The following is a 15,103-nucleotide window of genomic DNA, read 5'->3' on the forward strand; positions in this document are numbered from 1 at the left end:
ATGGCACTCTAGCCTCGCACCATATTCCGCCAGCGCCCCACCATTGGATGCCAACCTGCGGGCCAGGCGCGCGCTTGATCGTCGAGCCATGCCCACGCCGCATCGGGAAGATGTGGCAACACCCGGAACCATCCCCATGACGGCTGCCGCTTCAATCCCACGATCCGTTTCTCCGACAACCCATACAAAGCATCCATGACTGCCACGATGCATGTCCGCCGAGCCGCGGGATCGATCATGGTTCGAAAGGCCTGTAGTGAAGGAGCGGGTTCCATACACGGAAGAACATTCCGACAGCGGAAATAGGTTGACCCGATCATCCAAGGCAAGGCCTGGGTCGCGATCGGCGGCGAAGCCGTCGTACTCCAAGAAGATGCACAAAAAGCGAGCAGATCGTGCCAAACCAGCAGGGAACCTGACGCCGCCGTCCCGCTACGCTCGTTGGCGAAATGTTCGCGCCATGCTTCCATGATCTGGACTTCCGCACTGAATACAACTTCTCGAAGATAGGCCGGCACCTTCCTCCAGCCTTCGATGAGGCGTGCAGCCTCACGATCGGGTCGTCGCATGAGCGCACCATGCAACCGCCGACTCTGACGGGACAATAACGTCCAAGAGGCGCCCATCGCGGGCACTTCAACAAGGGGCAACTGATGCATCGGGCACGTGGTTCGCCAACTCTGCAGCCAGAGTTCGTGCACGTACTGTGCCGTGACCAACGGCGCCTCGGACAGACAAAGAAGGCACGCGCTCCGACGGCATCCAGGTGCCAGAAACCAAGGCGATGACGGCCATCCAATCGCCTGAAGCCCTTCTGCAGGCACCGCCACTAGACCCGCCACGGCCTTCCGCCAAAATCGCCCCTCCGGAAAATCTGGGTCTTTTGTCAACGCCGCCGCCACCTCCGGATACTGCTTGACTAATGCATCGTCAAAGACGGCACGCTCCAAGCCCAACTGATTCAACCGACGCGTCAGCCAGGATGAAAGCACCTCATCCTTGAGAGGAAGGCGCTGAATGAACGGCTTACCCATTCTTCGCCCCCTTTTCGGAGGTATTGGAGATTTCCTTCTCGGTATAGCCCTTCGATACGGTACTCAGTTGCTGAAATGCTTGACGCAGGAGCTCTTCGGTGATGCGCTCTGCTTGGGTTATTACCGCCAGCTCAGCAGCTAGCTTTATGAGATTCATCATTCGACGCATGTGGCCGCGGGAAAGCCGCATCAACAAAGGAAGGAGCACCGGGCCAGCCAGCTCAGAAGTAAGTTTCAGTGGGGTGCGCGATTCCCATGTGGCGAGAAAATCGCGGAGATCATCCGATTCTTCCCATGCCTTAAGTCGATAACGCGAAAATCGTTGCTCCAGCTGATCATCCGCCAAAATACAAGTCTCGACGACACCGGTGCCGGACCCAACTATGGAGATAGGGATATTGGCAATATCCCGAATAGCCGCCATATGCTCAGAGAGGTGAGCCTTGACACCACCACCGAGAAAATTATGAAACTCGTCAATGACAAGCACTTGCGCTCCAGCGTCATGCAATGCGTCGATCACCTGTTCGTGGAGAAAATCTGGCCTGTCATCTTTTCGATACGGAATGCCAAGGCTCTTGAGGATGCGGCCGTAGAACAACCGCCGATCGTTGGTCATTTGCGCAAGAATCACACACACAAGGCGTCGTCGAGCCTCCTCTCCTAGCAACTTCACGTATCGCCGTTGGGCAAAATCTAGAATCGCGGTCTTCCCCATGCCTGAAGCGCCTACCAGTGCGAGACACTGCGCACGCACGGCCGATGGGGTCAGCATGATCTTGTCCATCTCCTCCATCACCACTTTTCCCCGCGTGTAGGGAATGAAGCGATCGCGACGAATCGCATTGATGCGCTCCTGCATCGGTGTATTCAGCAAGAGGCGAGTTGCGGGATTGACGTGCTCAGATGTCATCACACATCCCCTTCATCCCAGTTGACGACCGGTGCCCTGCGGTAATCAGCTCGGCTGTGCGATCCAGTTTCCGGCGAAGGGGGAGCGAGCTGCTGCGGGTCTTGGTGGAAGGCCGCCGTTGCAGCCAGACTCTGGCGAATCTTTTCCTCACGTCGGGCCTCTTGGAGGGATCGTTTCGACCGCCGTCGGCGCTCGTCGCGTCTCGCCATGGCTGCGAATCTAGCGTCGTGGTCGAACTCCTCATTGTGGTCCCGTCGAGCTTGACGTCGACGATATCGGTGCTCAAAAAGAGGCAGAGCCTCCTGAGACGGGTCGGCGAACGGAACATCAATGTAGATCCCGTCGTCGACTTCGACATAGACACGGGAGTTATTCCGGGCGTCGTATTTGACGCGAAACTTGTGCTCTGAGCCAACGTACGTAGACAGTGCACTCGTCCAGTAGCGCGAACCGAAGAGGTGAATCCCGTTCGGGCTGATGACGCGTGCCTCGAAAGGCAAGAAGCTAAGAAGAAGTTCCCTCTCGTCAGTCACCACGGCCGGAAGTACCAGCCCATCTTCCGTGGTATGCGCCAGCTCCCACGCCTTGGCCGCCGACATCTGCAACCTGTCATGCCATGCCGTGTGATAAAAGCTGATGATTTGCTCCGCCACCCAAACTTCAGCCTCCTGAAGGGTCATCTGTGCGTCGCGTGAAGGGTCGTATTCCCTGCGTTCCCTTGGACGATTTCCCGTGGCGCCAGGCTCATCGGCTGCAGCAAACTGGATTTTGCCGATGCTGCGCTCGATGATTCCTCCGTTTTCTTTATCTCCTCGCGGCACCCGCTCGATACCCCACTTCAAGCAGCCGGCCATCGCCGCTTGACCATTCAACTCCGCTCCGCCATCGACCTGCAGCGCTTCAAAGACGCCATACATGGGCCACGATAAATACCCAAGACCCCGCTCGGCCAGCCAACGCTCTTTCGGAAGAATGGCGTGATGGATCGCAAGCGCGACGGATGTTGCGCAGGGGTCATCAAGAGAAATGTGAAAACCCAAGATGGCGCGCGTGTGGCAATCGATGACGATCGTCAGAAAGGCACGACCGATGTTCTGGCGACTCGTCGAGTCGACGATGAATATATCCAATGGTGTATGGTCGCACTCGACCAGCGCCAGGGCGGCTGTCGTCCGAATGACACCCGCCTTGGCTGATGTGCGCTCTCTGGCACGCTTGACGCCGTACCTTTGGCGAAGTGCCAACTCCCGGGCGCGAAGCTCGATGCGTTGACGAATCGTCTCTCGCGAAGGTGTTTTTAGGCCCGCTTGATGGCAGGCGAGTTCAATAGCCTCGCGTATAGGTTTGAGCCCCGACGATTGCTTGCTTCGGACTCGTAACTTCAGTTCTTTTTGAACAATGAGTTCGACGGCCGGATCCAGCAGGTGCCTTCCTTTTCGAGGACCACGGAGGCGACTAGCAATCGCCGCGGGCGTCGGATTAGCCCTTAACCTTTTAACCAGGCTGTAGATTTGCCGCGACTTCAGCGACAGCGTCTTCGACAACACCTCCATGGCCGGGCTCGTCAGTCTCTGATGCCCCAGAAAGTAGGGTCGCAGAGCCCTTTCCCGCGCTGCGGCCTGCTCCAAATAGACCTTGGTGGTATAGCTGGGCTTCGGCGCTGGATTCAGTTCCGGAGCGAGCACCGGCAGAACGTCGCCGACGTTCACCTGGTGCTCGCCGCCCGTGAAAGGGTCCCGCAAGAGCAGGTGCTGCAAGGAAATAATTCGAACAATCTCGTGATGCCGCCCAGACCAAAGGACGATATCGCCAGGTTCCAACGTCACACGAATGGCTGACGCAATATTCAGTACCTCGTTCATGTGTTACCTCCATACCTATTTCGGTTGGAGGCCAGGCGCAAGCTGATCCCTCACGCTTGACAGGTGGCGCGAAACGGGTCCAAGCTGAGGGTGTCACACGGGTAGCGTGACTGGTTTATGGACTGGCCTCGGTGTTCGCGCACCGGGGCCAAGTCATATCTGCGCTAGGCCAATAGACATGCTCCTCCGAAAATTCGCCACCTGCGCGCTGAGGGTGGGATGACAGCGGCGAAAAGTGAAGCCCCTTTTTTGTCAGAAAAGATGGCCTAACCCTTTGATTGGCACCGTTTTATGGCGACTAATCGATTTTCCGGTGTGGTCGATCGCAGGACCCAGGCATTAGGCCCGACGTTCGAACGTGCGATTAGAACTACGCAGACCGCCGTCTGGGCCTCGGTAGCCGGTACTGAACACGACAAGCAGGCCACCAACCTACGTCGCCAGCATGCGAGTTCATCGGCTGCGCGCGAACGATTCACCCTTCCTGCCGAAGGTTGGTGGGCTATTTCCGCCTCTCGCCAAGCGCTCTACCTGGAGGGAAAACGCCACCCTCAGAAACGCATGATTGATGGCGTCGCGAAACACGCCCCGTTGAGCCGCGATGCTTTCTACAGCTCTTTGTGGCCAATGTTGTCGCCCCAGACAGATCTGAATGCGTGCACGCGAACAGTGGTGATGTTCGGCAAGCCGAAGCTCGACACATTAGTCAATGGCCTGCTGACCGGCCGTGCCTGGGAGGTAAGCACATGCCTAGAAGACCTCAACGCCACGGCAGCCTTGGTTGCGCAGATCCGATTATCGGTCAATGACGCGGAGCTCAATGACGCCTTTGACACTGGGTGCGCCCTCGCTCAGGCGCTTTGCTATCACTCGGTGAATCCACTGTTTGCGTCGAAAGCTACAGCGTTATGGCACTTAGTGTCACAAGGTGTACTTGAAGGTCTGCGCAACGGTGGATTTCAGTTCTCCCGCTGTCGCGAAGGTTTTGAGCATTTTAGCAATGTGTTACAAACGCGCCTTGGGGACGCGAAATGGCATTACGGCATCCATCGCCTTGTCTCTGGACCAGAGCTGAGATGGAGCACAATCGTCGACCTCAATCAGGAATGTATTCGTGGGTTCGCGACACCGGAACTTGATCGACACGACAGTCTGCAATCCTTTCTCGACGCCGACAAATCCGCCAGGCCACGCACTGCCGACCCCCTCGATAAAGACCCACTATTTATACCAGCCAAACGTTAGCTGCTGCAGAGCCATAGGCAGCCACACATTCGCAAAGACGTACGCTCATCACGCCTCAAAGCGAGCGAAGAACGAACGTCACCAAAGCCGTCAACAGCTCGATACCTGGCACACCGAGCCGGGAGCCCGACCTGCCCGAGGCTAGTGGAAAAATGCAACTTTAAAGATCCACCCGGAAATAATTGAAGGTTTCGGCGCCGCTCTCTTTAAGTGCAAAGAATCAGCGGCCAAAGAAAATTGCATGCCACTGTTTTTCATGGCGATTTCCATGGATGCCCGGATTGCATCAAGTCACCGAGTCTTCAGATCGACCTCCACACGCTATCGGCACGTGCTCTTGTCGATCTCGGTCGACTCTGTGCCGGGCACACGCTCGCGAAAGAACGGCATCTAGCGCCGGGCGCCCAATGTGGCTGGCGGACCTTCACCCTCGCCGACCTTGCGGCGTTGGCGAGAAGCAATCCTCAGGCGCTGCCCATTGTCCGGGTCGCTCTCGTGCGGCCGACCCGCTGCAACCAGTCGTAACCGTCGTCGGAACTCAGTCCGCCCATGCTCGCGGTGTCCTGACGGGAGGCGTCGCGACCGGCACGGCCGGAGACGCCGCGCTGATGGTGCTGGTATGGCTGCCGCAGTTTCTGTCTGTTGTCGCGTGTCATGGTGTTGAGTCCTGTGGACGAGGCAATGACCGGTCAACGAGCACACCGGTCCGGGCGTGACCAGGGAATCAGGCCGGAATGGCCCGGGATCAATGGCGCTGCGGTGATCGCACCGTTCCCGGCAAGAAACAGCGGTGGGCTGGCGGACTGTTCGCCCCGGGAAACACACCGGTCATCAGTCACGGGTTTTGCCGAGGGGGATCGGCACCATCTGGCTGCCGAGTTCTTCGGAAATCCCCGCCATGAACAACAAGATCGTGTTCTTCCTGTGGCTCGTCGCCGCCGGCTTGCTGTCGAGCCTGCCGGCAGGCGCGCGCGCAGCGACTCTGGGCGATGGCGACTACGCCAGGATCGGCGTGCCGGATCTGCGGCAGGCCTCGGCGTTCTTCCACGACGTGCTGAATTGCCACCCGGTTGGCGACCCCGCGCCAATCGCGGCGGGGGCATCAGGCTCCCGCCTGCTTTCCTGCGGCAGCGGTTCGATGCTGGAATTGTTCGTCGAGCGTGGCCACTCCCCTGCCCGCGGCTCGGCCGCCACCGGCGAGACCTTGCAGTTCCTCGCAGATGGCACCCTGCGCACCGATGCCTGGCTTCGGCAGCGCGGCGTCATCGTCAGTGGCGCACCACACCGGCTGACTTCCGGTCCGTGGGCTGGCCGCATGGCGCTGGACTTCGTGGCGCCCTGGGGCATGCGGATGCGGCTGCTCGGCAGCAAGCCGCCGGATACCGCCTACGGTGATATCGACACCGTGGCGGCGGCGCCGCGCGGCCACTAGCGCCTGGCGCGGAAGAAGTCGCGCAGCATGCGGGCCGATTCCTCGGCCAACAGCCCGCCGGCCACCTCGATGCGATGGTTGTGCCGCGCGTCGATCAAGGTATCGAACACGCTGCCTGCCGCGCCGGTCTTGGGATCGGCGGCGGCGTAGACCACGCGGCTGATGCGTGCGTGGATCAGCGCCATCGCGCACATCGAGCACGGTTCCAGCGTCACGTACAGCGTGGCGCCGGACAACCGGTGGTTGGCGAGCTGCTCGCCGGCGGCGCGCATGGCCATCACCTCGGCGTGGGCGGTCGGATCGTGCAGGGTGATGTTGCGATTCCAGCCCAGCCCCACGACTTCGCCGTTCAACACCAGCACTGCCCCCACCGGCACCTCGTTCTCGCTGTCGCGGGCGTGCGCGGCCAGTTGCAGCGCACGCTGCATGTGGCGCACATCGGCGGGTGAGAAACCACTTGAGGTTTCCGATTTTTCGTCTTTCATCTCAATAAGTTGCCGACTTTATCTGGGAAAGATTGGAGCCAAGCTGGCCTTTCCCGACATACGCAAGCCATTGATTTGCCTATTCCCACTCTATTGTAAACAAGACATTTTTATCTTTTATATTCAATGGCTTATTTTCCTGCTAATTGGTAATACCATGAAAAATACCATGCTCAGAAAAGGCTTAACAATATTTTGAAAAATTGCCTACTGAGCGCTGCCGCACAGCTCCATAGGCCGCTTTCCTGGCTTTGCTTCCAGATGTATGCTCTTCTGCTCCTGCAGCTAATGGATCACCGCAAACAGGTTACTCGCCTGGGGATTCCCTTTCGACCCGAGCATCCGTATGAGACTCATGCTCGATTATTATTATTATAGAAGCCCCCATGAATAAATCGCTCATCATTTTCGGCATCGTCAACATAACCTCGGACAGTTTCTCCGATGGAGGCCGGTATCTGGCGCCAGACGCAGCCATTGCGCAGGCGCGTAAGCTGATGGCCGAGGGGGCAGATGTGATCGACCTCGGTCCGGCATCCAGCAATCCCGACGCCGCGCCTGTTTCGTCCGACACAGAAATCGCGCGTATCGCGCCGGTGCTGGACGCGCTCAAGGCAGATGGCATTCCCGTCTCGCTCGACAGTTATCAACCCGCGACGCAAGCCTATGCCTTGTCGCGTGGTGTGGCCTATCTCAATGATATTCGCGGTTTTCCAGACGCTGCGTTCTATCCGCAATTGGCGAAATCATCTGCCAAACTCGTCGTTATGCATTCGGTGCAAGACGGGCAGGCAGATCGGCGCGAGGCACCCGCTGGCGACATCATGGATCACATTGCGGCGTTCTTTGACGCGCGCATCGCGGCGCTGACGGGTGCCGGTATCAAACGCAACCGCCTTGTCCTTGATCCCGGCATGGGGTTTTTTCTGGGGGCTGCTCCCGAAACCTCGCTCTCGGTGCTGGCGCGGTTCGATGAATTGCGGCTGCGCTTCGATTTGCCGGTGCTTCTGTCTGTTTCGCGCAAATCCTTTCTGCGCGCGCTCACAGGCCGTGGTCCGGGGGATGTCGGGGCCGCGACACTCGCTGCAGAGCTTGCCGCCGCCGCAGGTGGAGCTGACTTCATCCGCACACACGAGCCGCGCCCCTTGCGCGACGGGCTGGCGGTATTGGCGGCGCTGAAAGAAACCGCAAGAATTCGTTAACTGCACATTCGGGATATTTCTCTATATTCGCGGTTCAGCAGGCATGTCCCCTTTGAGGGCGACCCGACGACAGGATAATCGACCTTATGGTGCGCAAATATTTCGGCACAGACGGTATTCGTGGCAAAGCCAACGAAGGCGCGATGACGGCGGAAACCGCCTTGCGCGTCGGCATGGCGGCTGGCCGTGTCTTTCGTCGCGGTGACCACCGCCATCGTGTCGTGATCGGCAAGGATACGCGCCTGTCGGGCTATATGCTTGAACCCGCGCTCACAGCCGGTTTCACCTCGATGGGCATGGACGTATTCCTTTTTGGCCCGCTGCCGACAACGTATAGGAAGAATAAACGCCCTTTTCACCCAAGTCCAACAGCTTTGGACCGCAGTTGACTCTTTCGACACCCCTGCGATGCAACCCAATCCGGCTGACGGGGAGCCAGCAACGCTGAAAATTTACCCTCCTCTTTCCCACTAGCGGCTCCTTTTCCGACAACCAGCACGGCGGATCCCTGCCGCGGCGCTGTGAACGCAGCATTTTGATTGGTATCGTTGGCCTTCAGGCTCGTCAGTCAAACAGACCCAGGAGCAGCTCAGCCGGTGGCGCCCGGCTTTCGGGTAACGCCCTGGTCCCGCTGGTTTCGGCTTTGTGCTTCAGGTGATCAAGGATCTGCTTGATCACTATAGGGTCTTCAATGCAGGCGATGACTTTCATGGCGCCGCCGCAGCCGCTGCAGGTCTCGATGTCGATATTGAAAACACGCTTGAGCCGTTGCGCCCATGTCATCGACGCTCGCCGTTGTGCTGGTGTTGCCGGTTCATCAGCCACCCTGACCTTGTTGCCCCTGCCCCGTTTTGCCGGCGTGACCAACGCCCGGTGCCGACTGTTGGGTGCGAACACCCCGTGGAAGCGGGTTAGGTTGACTCTGGGCTTCGGTACCAGGGCGGCCAGCCTTGCAATGAAATCCAATGGTTCGAAAATGACGTGCGTGGTGCCGTCCCGGTACGGCGTCTTGAGCTGGTAGCGCACGTTGCCGCCTCGTGTTAACGACAGCCGCTTCTCGGATACCGCCGGGCGGCTGATGTACCGGCACAGCCGTTCGAGCTTCTTGCGTTCATCGGCCCTGGCCGCCACGCCGGCGTGCAGGCTGGACCCGGCTACCTTGCCAATCCCGTCACCGAACGGATCACCACTGGTCGGCAGAGTTTGCAAAGTGAACACCTTTCGCCCCGCCTGTGAACCGACAGCGATACGGTAAGTGATCGAGTGCCCCAGCAGGGGTGTCATCGGGTCGTCATCCACCGCATCCGAGGCCAGATAGCTGTTTTCGACATCCCGTTCCAGCAGGCCTTGCCGTTCCAGATAGCGACCCACCCGGTGGGCGATGGTGTGCGTCAGCTGGGTGAGCTCTGGGCTGGTCGGCGCCTTGACCCAGCGGAAACGCGCTGAGCCGTGGGATTGCTCGACATACACACCGTCGAGAAACAGCATGTGGAAGTGAACATTCAGATTGAGCGCCGATCCAAAACGCTGGATCAGGGTGACCGCGCCCGTCTTGGCCACTTGGTGGGTATGGCCCGCTTTCTTGACCAGGTGCGTGGCAATGACGCGGTAAACGATGCCCAGCACCCACCCCATGATCTCGGGCCGGCTGGCAAACAGGAAACGCAGCTGAAACGGGAAGCTCAACACCCACTGACGCATGGGTTGTTCAGGCAGTACTTCATCAACCAGCAAGGCGGCACTTTCGGCCATCCGCCGCGCCCCACAGCTCGGGCAGAAACCGCGACGCTTACAGCTGAAAGCGACCAGGTGCTCGGCGTGGCAAGACTCGCAGCGAACCCGTAGAAAGCCATGCTCCAGCCGCCCGCATTGGAGAAATTCTTCAAATTCCCGTTGCACATAGCCCGGCAATTCCTTTCCCTGCTCTGCCATAAGCGCAGCGAATGCCGGGTAATACTCGTCAACGATCTGATAGAGAAGGGTTTGCTCGGGTCGGTGGCTCTGGTAACGACCAGTATCCCGATCCCGGCTGGCCGTCCTGGCCGCCACATGAGGCATGTTCCGCGTCCTTGCAATACTGTGTTTACATACAGTCTATCGCTTAGCGGAAAGTTCTTTTACCCTCAGCCGAAATGCCTGCCGTTGCTAGACATTGCCAGCCAGTGCCCGTCACTCCCACTCGATTGTAAACAAGCACACAAAACCCTTTAGTGACAACAATTTGCAAGAACTATCAGGCTCAGTGCCATGAAAAATACCATGACCAGATCATGAGGTTGAACACGGCTTGCGCCGGCAGCGTTCACGCTCCTGGTCGGCGATCTCGCCCGGCTGCAATGCTAGCTCAGCATCGGTCATGCGCTCCAGCACGTCGCGTAGGCGGATGGTGCAAGGAATGGGCGGCAGCTCGAACTCATAGCCGCCGGCGATCATTTCGGCCGCAATCTCCTCGGTGATGAAAAACGGCTCGTCGTCTTGGTTCGGCTTCTTCATGCCCTTTCCTCCTGGCGCTCATCCTGGCCGACAGCGGCCAGGGCATCGGCTTCCGTCAATGCGTCCTCCACGAACGCGCCGTGCTGCTTCGCTTCGGCCTGGCTGACCTCGGCCCATATCCGTTTCACCTGGGCCGCACTGTACCCGGCCAGCTCGGCGGTCTTGTTGATGCTGTAGCCGGACTTGCGCAGCGCGACAACTTGGGCGCGGCGCTTCGGATCAGCACGGCGGCCCTTGTACCGCCCGGCCTGGCGGGCCAACTCAATGCCTTGGCGCTGGCGTTCGCGCCTGTCCTCGTAGTCGTCGCGGGCCATCTGCAAGGCCAGGCGAAAAAGCATGATCTGCACGGCTTCCAGCACGATCTTGGCGACGCCCTGGGCCTCGGCCGCCAGGTCGGATAGATCGACCACGCCAGGGACGGCCAGGCGTGCGCCTTTGGCCTGTATCGAGGCCACCAGGCGCTCGGCCTCGGGCAAAGGTAGGCGGCTGATGCGGTCGATCTTCTCGGCAATGACCACCTCGCCGGGCTGTAGGTCGCCGATCATGCGCAGCAGCTCAGGCCGGTCGGCGCGTGCGCCGGATGCCTTCTCACGGTAGATGCCGGCGACGTAGTAGCCGGCGGCCTTCGCGGCCGTAGTGATCGCCTCTTGGCGTTCCAAGTCCTGCGCGTCGGTGCTGACGCGCAGATAGACCCGCGCCACCATCGGCGCGGCTACTGGCTTCGTCCTGCGCATACTTGCGGGCTCCTTTGGGCATACTCAAATGCACCCATCTTAAACTGGCAGGCCAATTTATCACATATCGATCTAAATGCGCCTAGCTCATTTTTACAGCTTAAATGAGCTATTGAGCACACTCCATATTTCGACTATTATTGAAACATGGAAACGATAAATGCTGTAGCCGCCCTGGCGGCCATCGCTCAAGAATCGCGCCTCGCGGTGTTCCGGCTTCTCGTCCAGGCCGGCCCCGCCGGCATGGCCGCCGGAAAAATCAGCGAAGCGGCCGGCATCCCGCCGTCTTCGCTATCCTTCCACCTGAAAGAGCTGGCACACGCCGGCATGGTCACGTCGCGGCAAGAAGGCCGATTTGTGATCTACGAGGCGAACTTTTCGACGGCCACTAACCTGGTGGCCTTTCTCACGGAAAACTGCTGCGGCGGCCAGGTGTGCAACCTGTCTTGCACCACGGAAGCCGGGAAGGTGTTGGCATGAGACTTCGCCATCTTTCCGACCCCGATTCTTTGCCCGCTTTGGACAAATCCTTTGCCATCGAGCGCCCGGCGCTCGGGCTGGCACCCGACGCCCCGCCGGTGCGTATCCTGCTGCTGTATGGCTCGCTGCGCGCCCGCTCGTTCTCACGGCTGGCCGTCGAGGAAGCGGCCCGGCTGCTGCAATTCTTTGGCGCAGAAACACGCATCTTCGACCCGTCCGATTTGCCGTTGCCCGATCAAGTGCAAAGCGACGATCACCCGGCCGTCAAGGAGCTGCGCGCCCTGTCCGAGTGGTCAGAGGGACAAGTCTGGTGCAGCCCGGAACGCCACGGTCAGATTACCAGTGTCATGAAGGCGCAGATTGACCATCTGCCGCTTGAAATGGCCGGCATCCGGCCGACCCAAGGCCGCACCCTGGCCGTGATGCAGGTATCCGGCGGCTCGCAGAGCTTCAACGCCGTGAACACCTTGCGTCTGCTCGGCCGCTGGATGCGAATGTTCACCATTCCGAACCAGTCGAGTATCGCCAAAGCGTTCCAAGAGTTCGACGCGGCGGGCCGCATGAAGCCCTCGCCGTACTACGACCGAATAGCCGATGTGATGGAAGAACTGGTGCGCTTCACGGCGCTGGTACGGCCGCACCGTGAAGCACTGACAGACCGCTATTCCGAACGGAAAGCGGCCGGCCACGTCATCGACGAGGCCACCGATCTTTCATCCATCGCCATTGCTCCCCAGCCACTACCAGAAAGCGAAACATCATGACCGAAAGAATCTATAACGTCCTCATCCTCTGCACCGGCAATTCGGCGCGCAGCATCATGGCCGAAGCTCTCATCAACACGATGGGGCAAGGGCGCTTCCGCGCCTACAGCGCCGGCAGTCACCCAACCGGCAAGGTCAATCCCTTCGCCGTCGAAAAGGTGGAGTCGGTGAATTACCCGACCGAGAATCTGCGCAGCAAGAGCTGGGACGAGTACGCCACGCCCGACGCACCGAAGATGGACTTCATCATCACCGTCTGCGACAACGCCGCCGGCGAAATGTGTCCGGTGTGGCCTGGTCAGCCGATCTCGGCGCATTGGGGATTTGAAGACCCGGCCGCCGTCGAAGGCACTGACGCCGAGAAGCGCCGGGCCTTCGAACAAACCTTCCGGCACATGATGAACCGCGTCCGCCTGTTCGTGAATCTGCCTCTCAAAATGCTTGACCAGACGGCCATCAAGCGCGAGCTGGCGAACATCGGCAAGACCGAGCAGGAAGCATGAGCGCCGGCGCACAGGCCATCGCCGCGAAGCCGCGCCAGGCCCCGATGAGCGGCTTCGAGCGTTACCTGACGCTGTGGGTGGCCCTGTGCATCGTCGCCGGTGTTGCGCTCGGCCAGGGCCTTCCTGACGTGTTCCAGGCCATAGGCCGCATGGAAGTGGCCCAGGTCAATTTGCCGGTGGGCCTGCTGATTTGGGTAATGATCGTCCCGATGCTGGTCAAGATCGACTTCGGGGCGCTGCACCAGGTCAAAGAGCATTGGCGCGGCATCGGCGTCACGCTGTTCGTGAATTGGGCCGTCAAGCCATTCTCGATGGCCCTGCTGGGGTGGCTGTTCATCCGACAAGTGTTCGCTCCGTTCCTGCCGGCCGATCAACTGGACAGCTACATCGCGGGCTTGATCTTGCTGGCCGCCGCGCCCTGCACGGCAATGGTGTTCGTGTGGAGCCGCCTTACCAACGGCGACCCGCTTTTCACGCTCTCGCAAGTGGCTCTGAACGACGCCATCATGATCGTGGCCTTCGCGCCCATCGTCGGCCTGCTGCTGGGCATGTCCTCGATCTCGGTGCCTTGGGACACGCTGCTGATTTCGGTCGTGCTCTACATCATCGTGCCGGTGATCCTGGCGCAGCTCTTGCGGCGGCATCTGCTCAAGCAAGGACAGGCCGCCTTTGAACGGGCCATGCAGAAGATCGGGCCGTGGTCGATGGCCGCGCTGCTGCTGACGTTGGTTCTACTGTTCGCCTTCCAGGGCGAGGCCATCATCCGGCAGCCGTTAGTGATCGCCATGCTAGCCGTGCCGATCTTGATTCAAGTGTTCTTCAATTCCGGGTTAGCCTACTGGCTGAACAAGCGGGCGGGGGAAAAGCACTCTGTCGCCTGTCCTTCGGCCCTGATCGGTGCCAGCAACTTCTTCGAGCTGGCCGTGGCGGCCGCCATCAGCTTGTTCGGTCTGCACTCCGGCGCTGCATTGGCAACCGTGGTCGGCGTCCTGGTCGAAGTGCCGGTGATGCTGCTGGTCGTGCGCGTGGTGAATCGCTCGAAGAGCTGGTACGAACGAGGTTGAACATGAGTAGGAAAAAACTGAGGAAATGATTGCAGATTGCCGCGCCGGCCGCTTCCTGGCGCATTCGATCACTGACCTGGAACACCTAGTATCCATGCTTGCTGAGGTCGCCCGATGACAGACCCAAAGAACCTAGAGAACAGGCTGCATGAGAAGGCCGACCCGGCCCGCGCCGTTTCCACTGGTCGGGTGCGCTACACACTGGCCGAACTACTGGCCGACGCGGAAGCATCCGGGGCTTACCCGCTGCCGCCGGAGGAACGCGAATGGATGGATGCGCCGTCTGTGGGTCGGGAATGGCCAAACAGTGAAGATTGAAAAAGGCGGCCAGTTCGAGTGGCCGCCCTTTCGTCATTAGCTGCACGCTTGGCGCAAGGCGTTCATTGCTTCTTGAAAATCAGCCTGTGTCGCCCGGCCCGTTTCAGCTTGGTAGTACACCACCATAAAAGCATTAGCGACGGCTTCGGCCAATGGCCCAAGGCTCCGCGCTTCCGCTTGGTTGATGTACTCCAAAGAAGAAAGAATAGCCGCTGCTTGATGCACTGCTTGCCCTGGTTCGATAATATGTTGTGTTGTCATAATTCACCTCTCCAGTAGGTGTTGATTGAAAGTGCCGGGCTGGTTGTGGCCAGCCCGGTGCGCCTACAGGTACAGCCCCGCCGCCTCCGCGAATGCTGACCGCTCATTCCTGCCGCCATTAACCTCAATACTTATCGGCTTAGTTTCGCTCTCTCTCATAGGGTCTGGCCGTGATACAAAAGCGGCTGTTTCTGTCTCTGCATCGACCTCGGTCGATTGATCACCCAGCGGCGAAATAAATACCTGGCTGACTTCTTCCCTTGGCGCTTCATCCAGGGCCGCCAATGCGGCCATGTATGTTGATGTCGTCATC

At 59.5% G+C, this 15,103-nt stretch carries 19 protein-coding genes; 9 read left to right on the top strand and 10 right to left on the bottom strand.

Annotation, left to right across the window (positions count from 1 at the left end; translation table 11 throughout):
* Positions 1 to 8: 8 nt before the first annotated feature.
* From ACVCL3_RS02885 to ACVCL3_RS02895, 3 genes are read right to left on the bottom strand one after another with little or no spacing between them, the layout of a single operon-like run.
* Positions 9 to 1,034: a hypothetical protein gene (locus ACVCL3_RS02885; protein ID WP_447100391.1), complete on the bottom strand. Its 1,026-nt coding sequence runs from the start codon at positions 1,032 to 1,034 to the stop codon at positions 9 to 11.
* Positions 1,027 to 1,947 (bottom strand): TniB family NTP-binding protein, encoded by a 921-nt coding sequence (locus ACVCL3_RS02890; RefSeq protein WP_447100392.1) that lies wholly within the window; start codon positions 1,945 to 1,947, stop codon positions 1,027 to 1,029. Before ACVCL3_RS02890 ends, ACVCL3_RS02885 begins: the two co-directional genes overlap by 8 nt.
* Entirely contained in the window at positions 1,947 to 3,809 is a 1,863-nt protein-coding gene (locus tag ACVCL3_RS02895) for a Mu transposase C-terminal domain-containing protein (RefSeq protein ID WP_447100393.1), read from the bottom strand. Before ACVCL3_RS02895 ends, ACVCL3_RS02890 begins: the two co-directional genes overlap by 1 nt.
* Positions 3,810 to 4,100: 291 nt before the next feature.
* Here ACVCL3_RS02895 and ACVCL3_RS02900 point away from each other — a divergent pair, with 291 nt between their 5' ends.
* Positions 4,101 to 5,054 carry a hypothetical protein gene (locus tag ACVCL3_RS02900; protein ID WP_447100394.1) on the top strand — a complete coding sequence of 318 codons (954 nt, stop codon included), beginning with the start codon at positions 4,101 to 4,103 and terminating at the stop codon, positions 5,052 to 5,054.
* Positions 5,055 to 5,518: 464 nt separating this feature from the next.
* Here ACVCL3_RS02900 and ACVCL3_RS02905 read toward each other — a convergent pair whose 3' ends face one another.
* On the bottom strand, positions 5,519 to 5,710 hold the full coding sequence (locus ACVCL3_RS02905; protein WP_447100395.1) for a hypothetical protein: 192 nt from the start codon (positions 5,708 to 5,710) through the stop codon (positions 5,519 to 5,521).
* 242 nt (positions 5,711 to 5,952) lie between these two features.
* Here ACVCL3_RS02905 and ACVCL3_RS02910 point away from each other — a divergent pair, with 242 nt between their 5' ends.
* Positions 5,953 to 6,486, top strand: a complete 534-nt coding sequence (locus tag ACVCL3_RS02910) for a VOC family protein (RefSeq protein WP_447100396.1) — start codon at positions 5,953 to 5,955, stop codon at positions 6,484 to 6,486.
* Here ACVCL3_RS02910 and tadA read toward each other — a convergent pair.
* Positions 6,483 to 6,971: a tRNA adenosine(34) deaminase TadA gene (gene tadA, locus ACVCL3_RS02915; protein WP_447100397.1), complete on the bottom strand. Its 489-nt coding sequence runs from the start codon at positions 6,969 to 6,971 to the stop codon at positions 6,483 to 6,485. The genes ACVCL3_RS02910 and tadA overlap by 4 nt on opposite strands.
* A 386-nt stretch (positions 6,972 to 7,357) precedes the next feature.
* Here tadA and sul2 point away from each other — a divergent pair, with 386 nt between their 5' ends.
* A complete protein-coding gene (gene sul2 / locus ACVCL3_RS02920; protein WP_001043260.1) occupies positions 7,358 to 8,173 on the top strand; it encodes a sulfonamide-resistant dihydropteroate synthase Sul2 in 816 nt (271 codons plus the stop codon).
* A gap of 86 nt (positions 8,174 to 8,259) precedes the next feature.
* Positions 8,260 to 8,562: a phosphoglucosamine mutase gene (locus tag ACVCL3_RS02925; RefSeq protein ID WP_000251875.1), complete on the top strand. Its 303-nt coding sequence runs from the start codon at positions 8,260 to 8,262 to the stop codon at positions 8,560 to 8,562.
* A 175-nt stretch (positions 8,563 to 8,737) separates the two neighbouring features.
* Here ACVCL3_RS02925 and ACVCL3_RS02930 read toward each other — a convergent pair whose 3' ends face one another.
* The 3 genes from ACVCL3_RS02930 to ACVCL3_RS02940 form a co-directional block, all read right to left on the bottom strand.
* On the bottom strand, positions 8,738 to 10,231 hold the full coding sequence (locus ACVCL3_RS02930) for an IS91-like element ISCR2 family transposase (RefSeq protein ID WP_001120888.1): 1,494 nt from the start codon (positions 10,229 to 10,231) through the stop codon (positions 8,738 to 8,740).
* Positions 10,232 to 10,441: 210 nt separating this feature from the next.
* Complete coding sequence (locus ACVCL3_RS02935; RefSeq protein WP_000743213.1) at positions 10,442 to 10,666, bottom strand: hypothetical protein; 225 nt, start codon at positions 10,664 to 10,666, stop codon at positions 10,442 to 10,444.
* Positions 10,663 to 11,400, bottom strand: a complete 738-nt coding sequence (locus ACVCL3_RS02940) for a recombinase family protein (protein WP_001366550.1) — start codon at positions 11,398 to 11,400, stop codon at positions 10,663 to 10,665. Before ACVCL3_RS02940 ends, ACVCL3_RS02935 begins: the two co-directional genes overlap by 4 nt.
* A gap of 147 nt (positions 11,401 to 11,547) precedes the next feature.
* On the opposite strand from ACVCL3_RS02940, the gene ACVCL3_RS02945 reads away from it, so the two are divergent.
* The 5 genes from ACVCL3_RS02945 to ACVCL3_RS02965 all read left to right on the top strand — a co-directional run bounded on the left by ACVCL3_RS02945 (position 11,548) and on the right by ACVCL3_RS02965 (position 14,529).
* Positions 11,548 to 11,880: an ArsR/SmtB family transcription factor gene (locus ACVCL3_RS02945; RefSeq protein WP_000447876.1), complete on the top strand. Its 333-nt coding sequence runs from the start codon at positions 11,548 to 11,550 to the stop codon at positions 11,878 to 11,880.
* The gene (gene arsH / locus ACVCL3_RS02950; protein ID WP_001239389.1) at positions 11,877 to 12,644 is read left to right on the top strand and encodes an arsenical resistance protein ArsH; all 768 of its coding nucleotides are present in this window, start codon (positions 11,877 to 11,879) and stop codon (positions 12,642 to 12,644) included. The genes ACVCL3_RS02945 and arsH overlap by 4 nt, the downstream gene beginning before the upstream one ends.
* A complete protein-coding gene (locus ACVCL3_RS02955; RefSeq protein ID WP_000140066.1) occupies positions 12,641 to 13,147 on the top strand; it encodes an arsenate reductase ArsC in 507 nt (168 codons plus the stop codon). The genes arsH and ACVCL3_RS02955 overlap by 4 nt, the downstream gene beginning before the upstream one ends.
* Before the next feature lie 44 nt (positions 13,148 to 13,191).
* Positions 13,192 to 14,211, top strand: a complete 1,020-nt coding sequence (arsB, locus tag ACVCL3_RS02960; RefSeq protein ID WP_005015323.1) for an ACR3 family arsenite efflux transporter — start codon at positions 13,192 to 13,194, stop codon at positions 14,209 to 14,211.
* Positions 14,212 to 14,325: 114 nt separating this feature from the next.
* Positions 14,326 to 14,529, top strand: a complete 204-nt coding sequence (locus ACVCL3_RS02965; protein WP_000131871.1) for a hypothetical protein — start codon at positions 14,326 to 14,328, stop codon at positions 14,527 to 14,529.
* A gap of 36 nt (positions 14,530 to 14,565) precedes the next feature.
* Here the strand turns inward: ACVCL3_RS02965 and ACVCL3_RS02970 are convergent, their stop codons facing one another.
* Together ACVCL3_RS02970 and ACVCL3_RS02975 are read right to left on the bottom strand one after the other, a co-directional pair.
* Positions 14,566 to 14,790 (bottom strand): type I toxin-antitoxin system ptaRNA1 family toxin, encoded by a 225-nt coding sequence (locus tag ACVCL3_RS02970; RefSeq protein ID WP_000211355.1) that lies wholly within the window; start codon positions 14,788 to 14,790, stop codon positions 14,566 to 14,568.
* Positions 14,791 to 14,853: 63 nt separating this feature from the next.
* Positions 14,854 to 15,102: a hypothetical protein gene (locus tag ACVCL3_RS02975; RefSeq protein WP_000213809.1), complete on the bottom strand. Its 249-nt coding sequence runs from the start codon at positions 15,100 to 15,102 to the stop codon at positions 14,854 to 14,856.
* Between the last annotated feature and the right edge of the window lies 1 nt (position 15,103).

The sequence above is a fragment of the Rhodanobacter sp. UC4437_H4 genome (genome assembly GCF_052978425.1).

Coding starts and splice junctions, on each gene's coding strand:
- tadA (WP_447100397.1), bottom strand. CDS start 6,971: ATGAAAGACGAAAAATCGGAAACCTCAAGTGGTTTCTCACCCGCCGAT.
- ACVCL3_RS02975 (WP_000213809.1), bottom strand. CDS start 15,102: ATGACGACATCAACATACATGGCCGCATTGGCGGCCCTGGATGAAGCG.
- sul2 (WP_001043260.1), top strand. CDS start 7,358: ATGAATAAATCGCTCATCATTTTCGGCATCGTCAACATAACCTCGGAC.
- ACVCL3_RS02885 (WP_447100391.1), bottom strand. CDS start 1,034: ATGGGTAAGCCGTTCATTCAGCGCCTTCCTCTCAAGGATGAGGTGCTT.
- ACVCL3_RS02945 (WP_000447876.1), top strand. CDS start 11,548: ATGGAAACGATAAATGCTGTAGCCGCCCTGGCGGCCATCGCTCAAGAA.
- ACVCL3_RS02965 (WP_000131871.1), top strand. CDS start 14,326: ATGACAGACCCAAAGAACCTAGAGAACAGGCTGCATGAGAAGGCCGAC.
- ACVCL3_RS02900 (WP_447100394.1), top strand. CDS start 4,101: ATGGCGACTAATCGATTTTCCGGTGTGGTCGATCGCAGGACCCAGGCA.
- ACVCL3_RS02925 (WP_000251875.1), top strand. CDS start 8,260: ATGGTGCGCAAATATTTCGGCACAGACGGTATTCGTGGCAAAGCCAAC.
- ACVCL3_RS02910 (WP_447100396.1), top strand. CDS start 5,953: ATGAACAACAAGATCGTGTTCTTCCTGTGGCTCGTCGCCGCCGGCTTG.
- ACVCL3_RS02890 (WP_447100392.1), bottom strand. CDS start 1,947: ATGACATCTGAGCACGTCAATCCCGCAACTCGCCTCTTGCTGAATACA.
- ACVCL3_RS02905 (WP_447100395.1), bottom strand. CDS start 5,710: ATGACACGCGACAACAGACAGAAACTGCGGCAGCCATACCAGCACCAT.
- ACVCL3_RS02895 (WP_447100393.1), bottom strand. CDS start 3,809: ATGAACGAGGTACTGAATATTGCGTCAGCCATTCGTGTGACGTTGGAA.
- arsB (WP_005015323.1), top strand. CDS start 13,192: ATGAGCGGCTTCGAGCGTTACCTGACGCTGTGGGTGGCCCTGTGCATC.
- ACVCL3_RS02955 (WP_000140066.1), top strand. CDS start 12,641: ATGACCGAAAGAATCTATAACGTCCTCATCCTCTGCACCGGCAATTCG.
- ACVCL3_RS02970 (WP_000211355.1), bottom strand. CDS start 14,790: ATGACAACACAACATATTATCGAACCAGGGCAAGCAGTGCATCAAGCA.
- arsH (WP_001239389.1), top strand. CDS start 11,877: ATGAGACTTCGCCATCTTTCCGACCCCGATTCTTTGCCCGCTTTGGAC.
- ACVCL3_RS02935 (WP_000743213.1), bottom strand. CDS start 10,666: ATGAAGAAGCCGAACCAAGACGACGAGCCGTTTTTCATCACCGAGGAG.
- ACVCL3_RS02930 (WP_001120888.1), bottom strand. CDS start 10,231: ATGCCTCATGTGGCGGCCAGGACGGCCAGCCGGGATCGGGATACTGGT.
- ACVCL3_RS02940 (WP_001366550.1), bottom strand. CDS start 11,400: ATGCGCAGGACGAAGCCAGTAGCCGCGCCGATGGTGGCGCGGGTCTAT.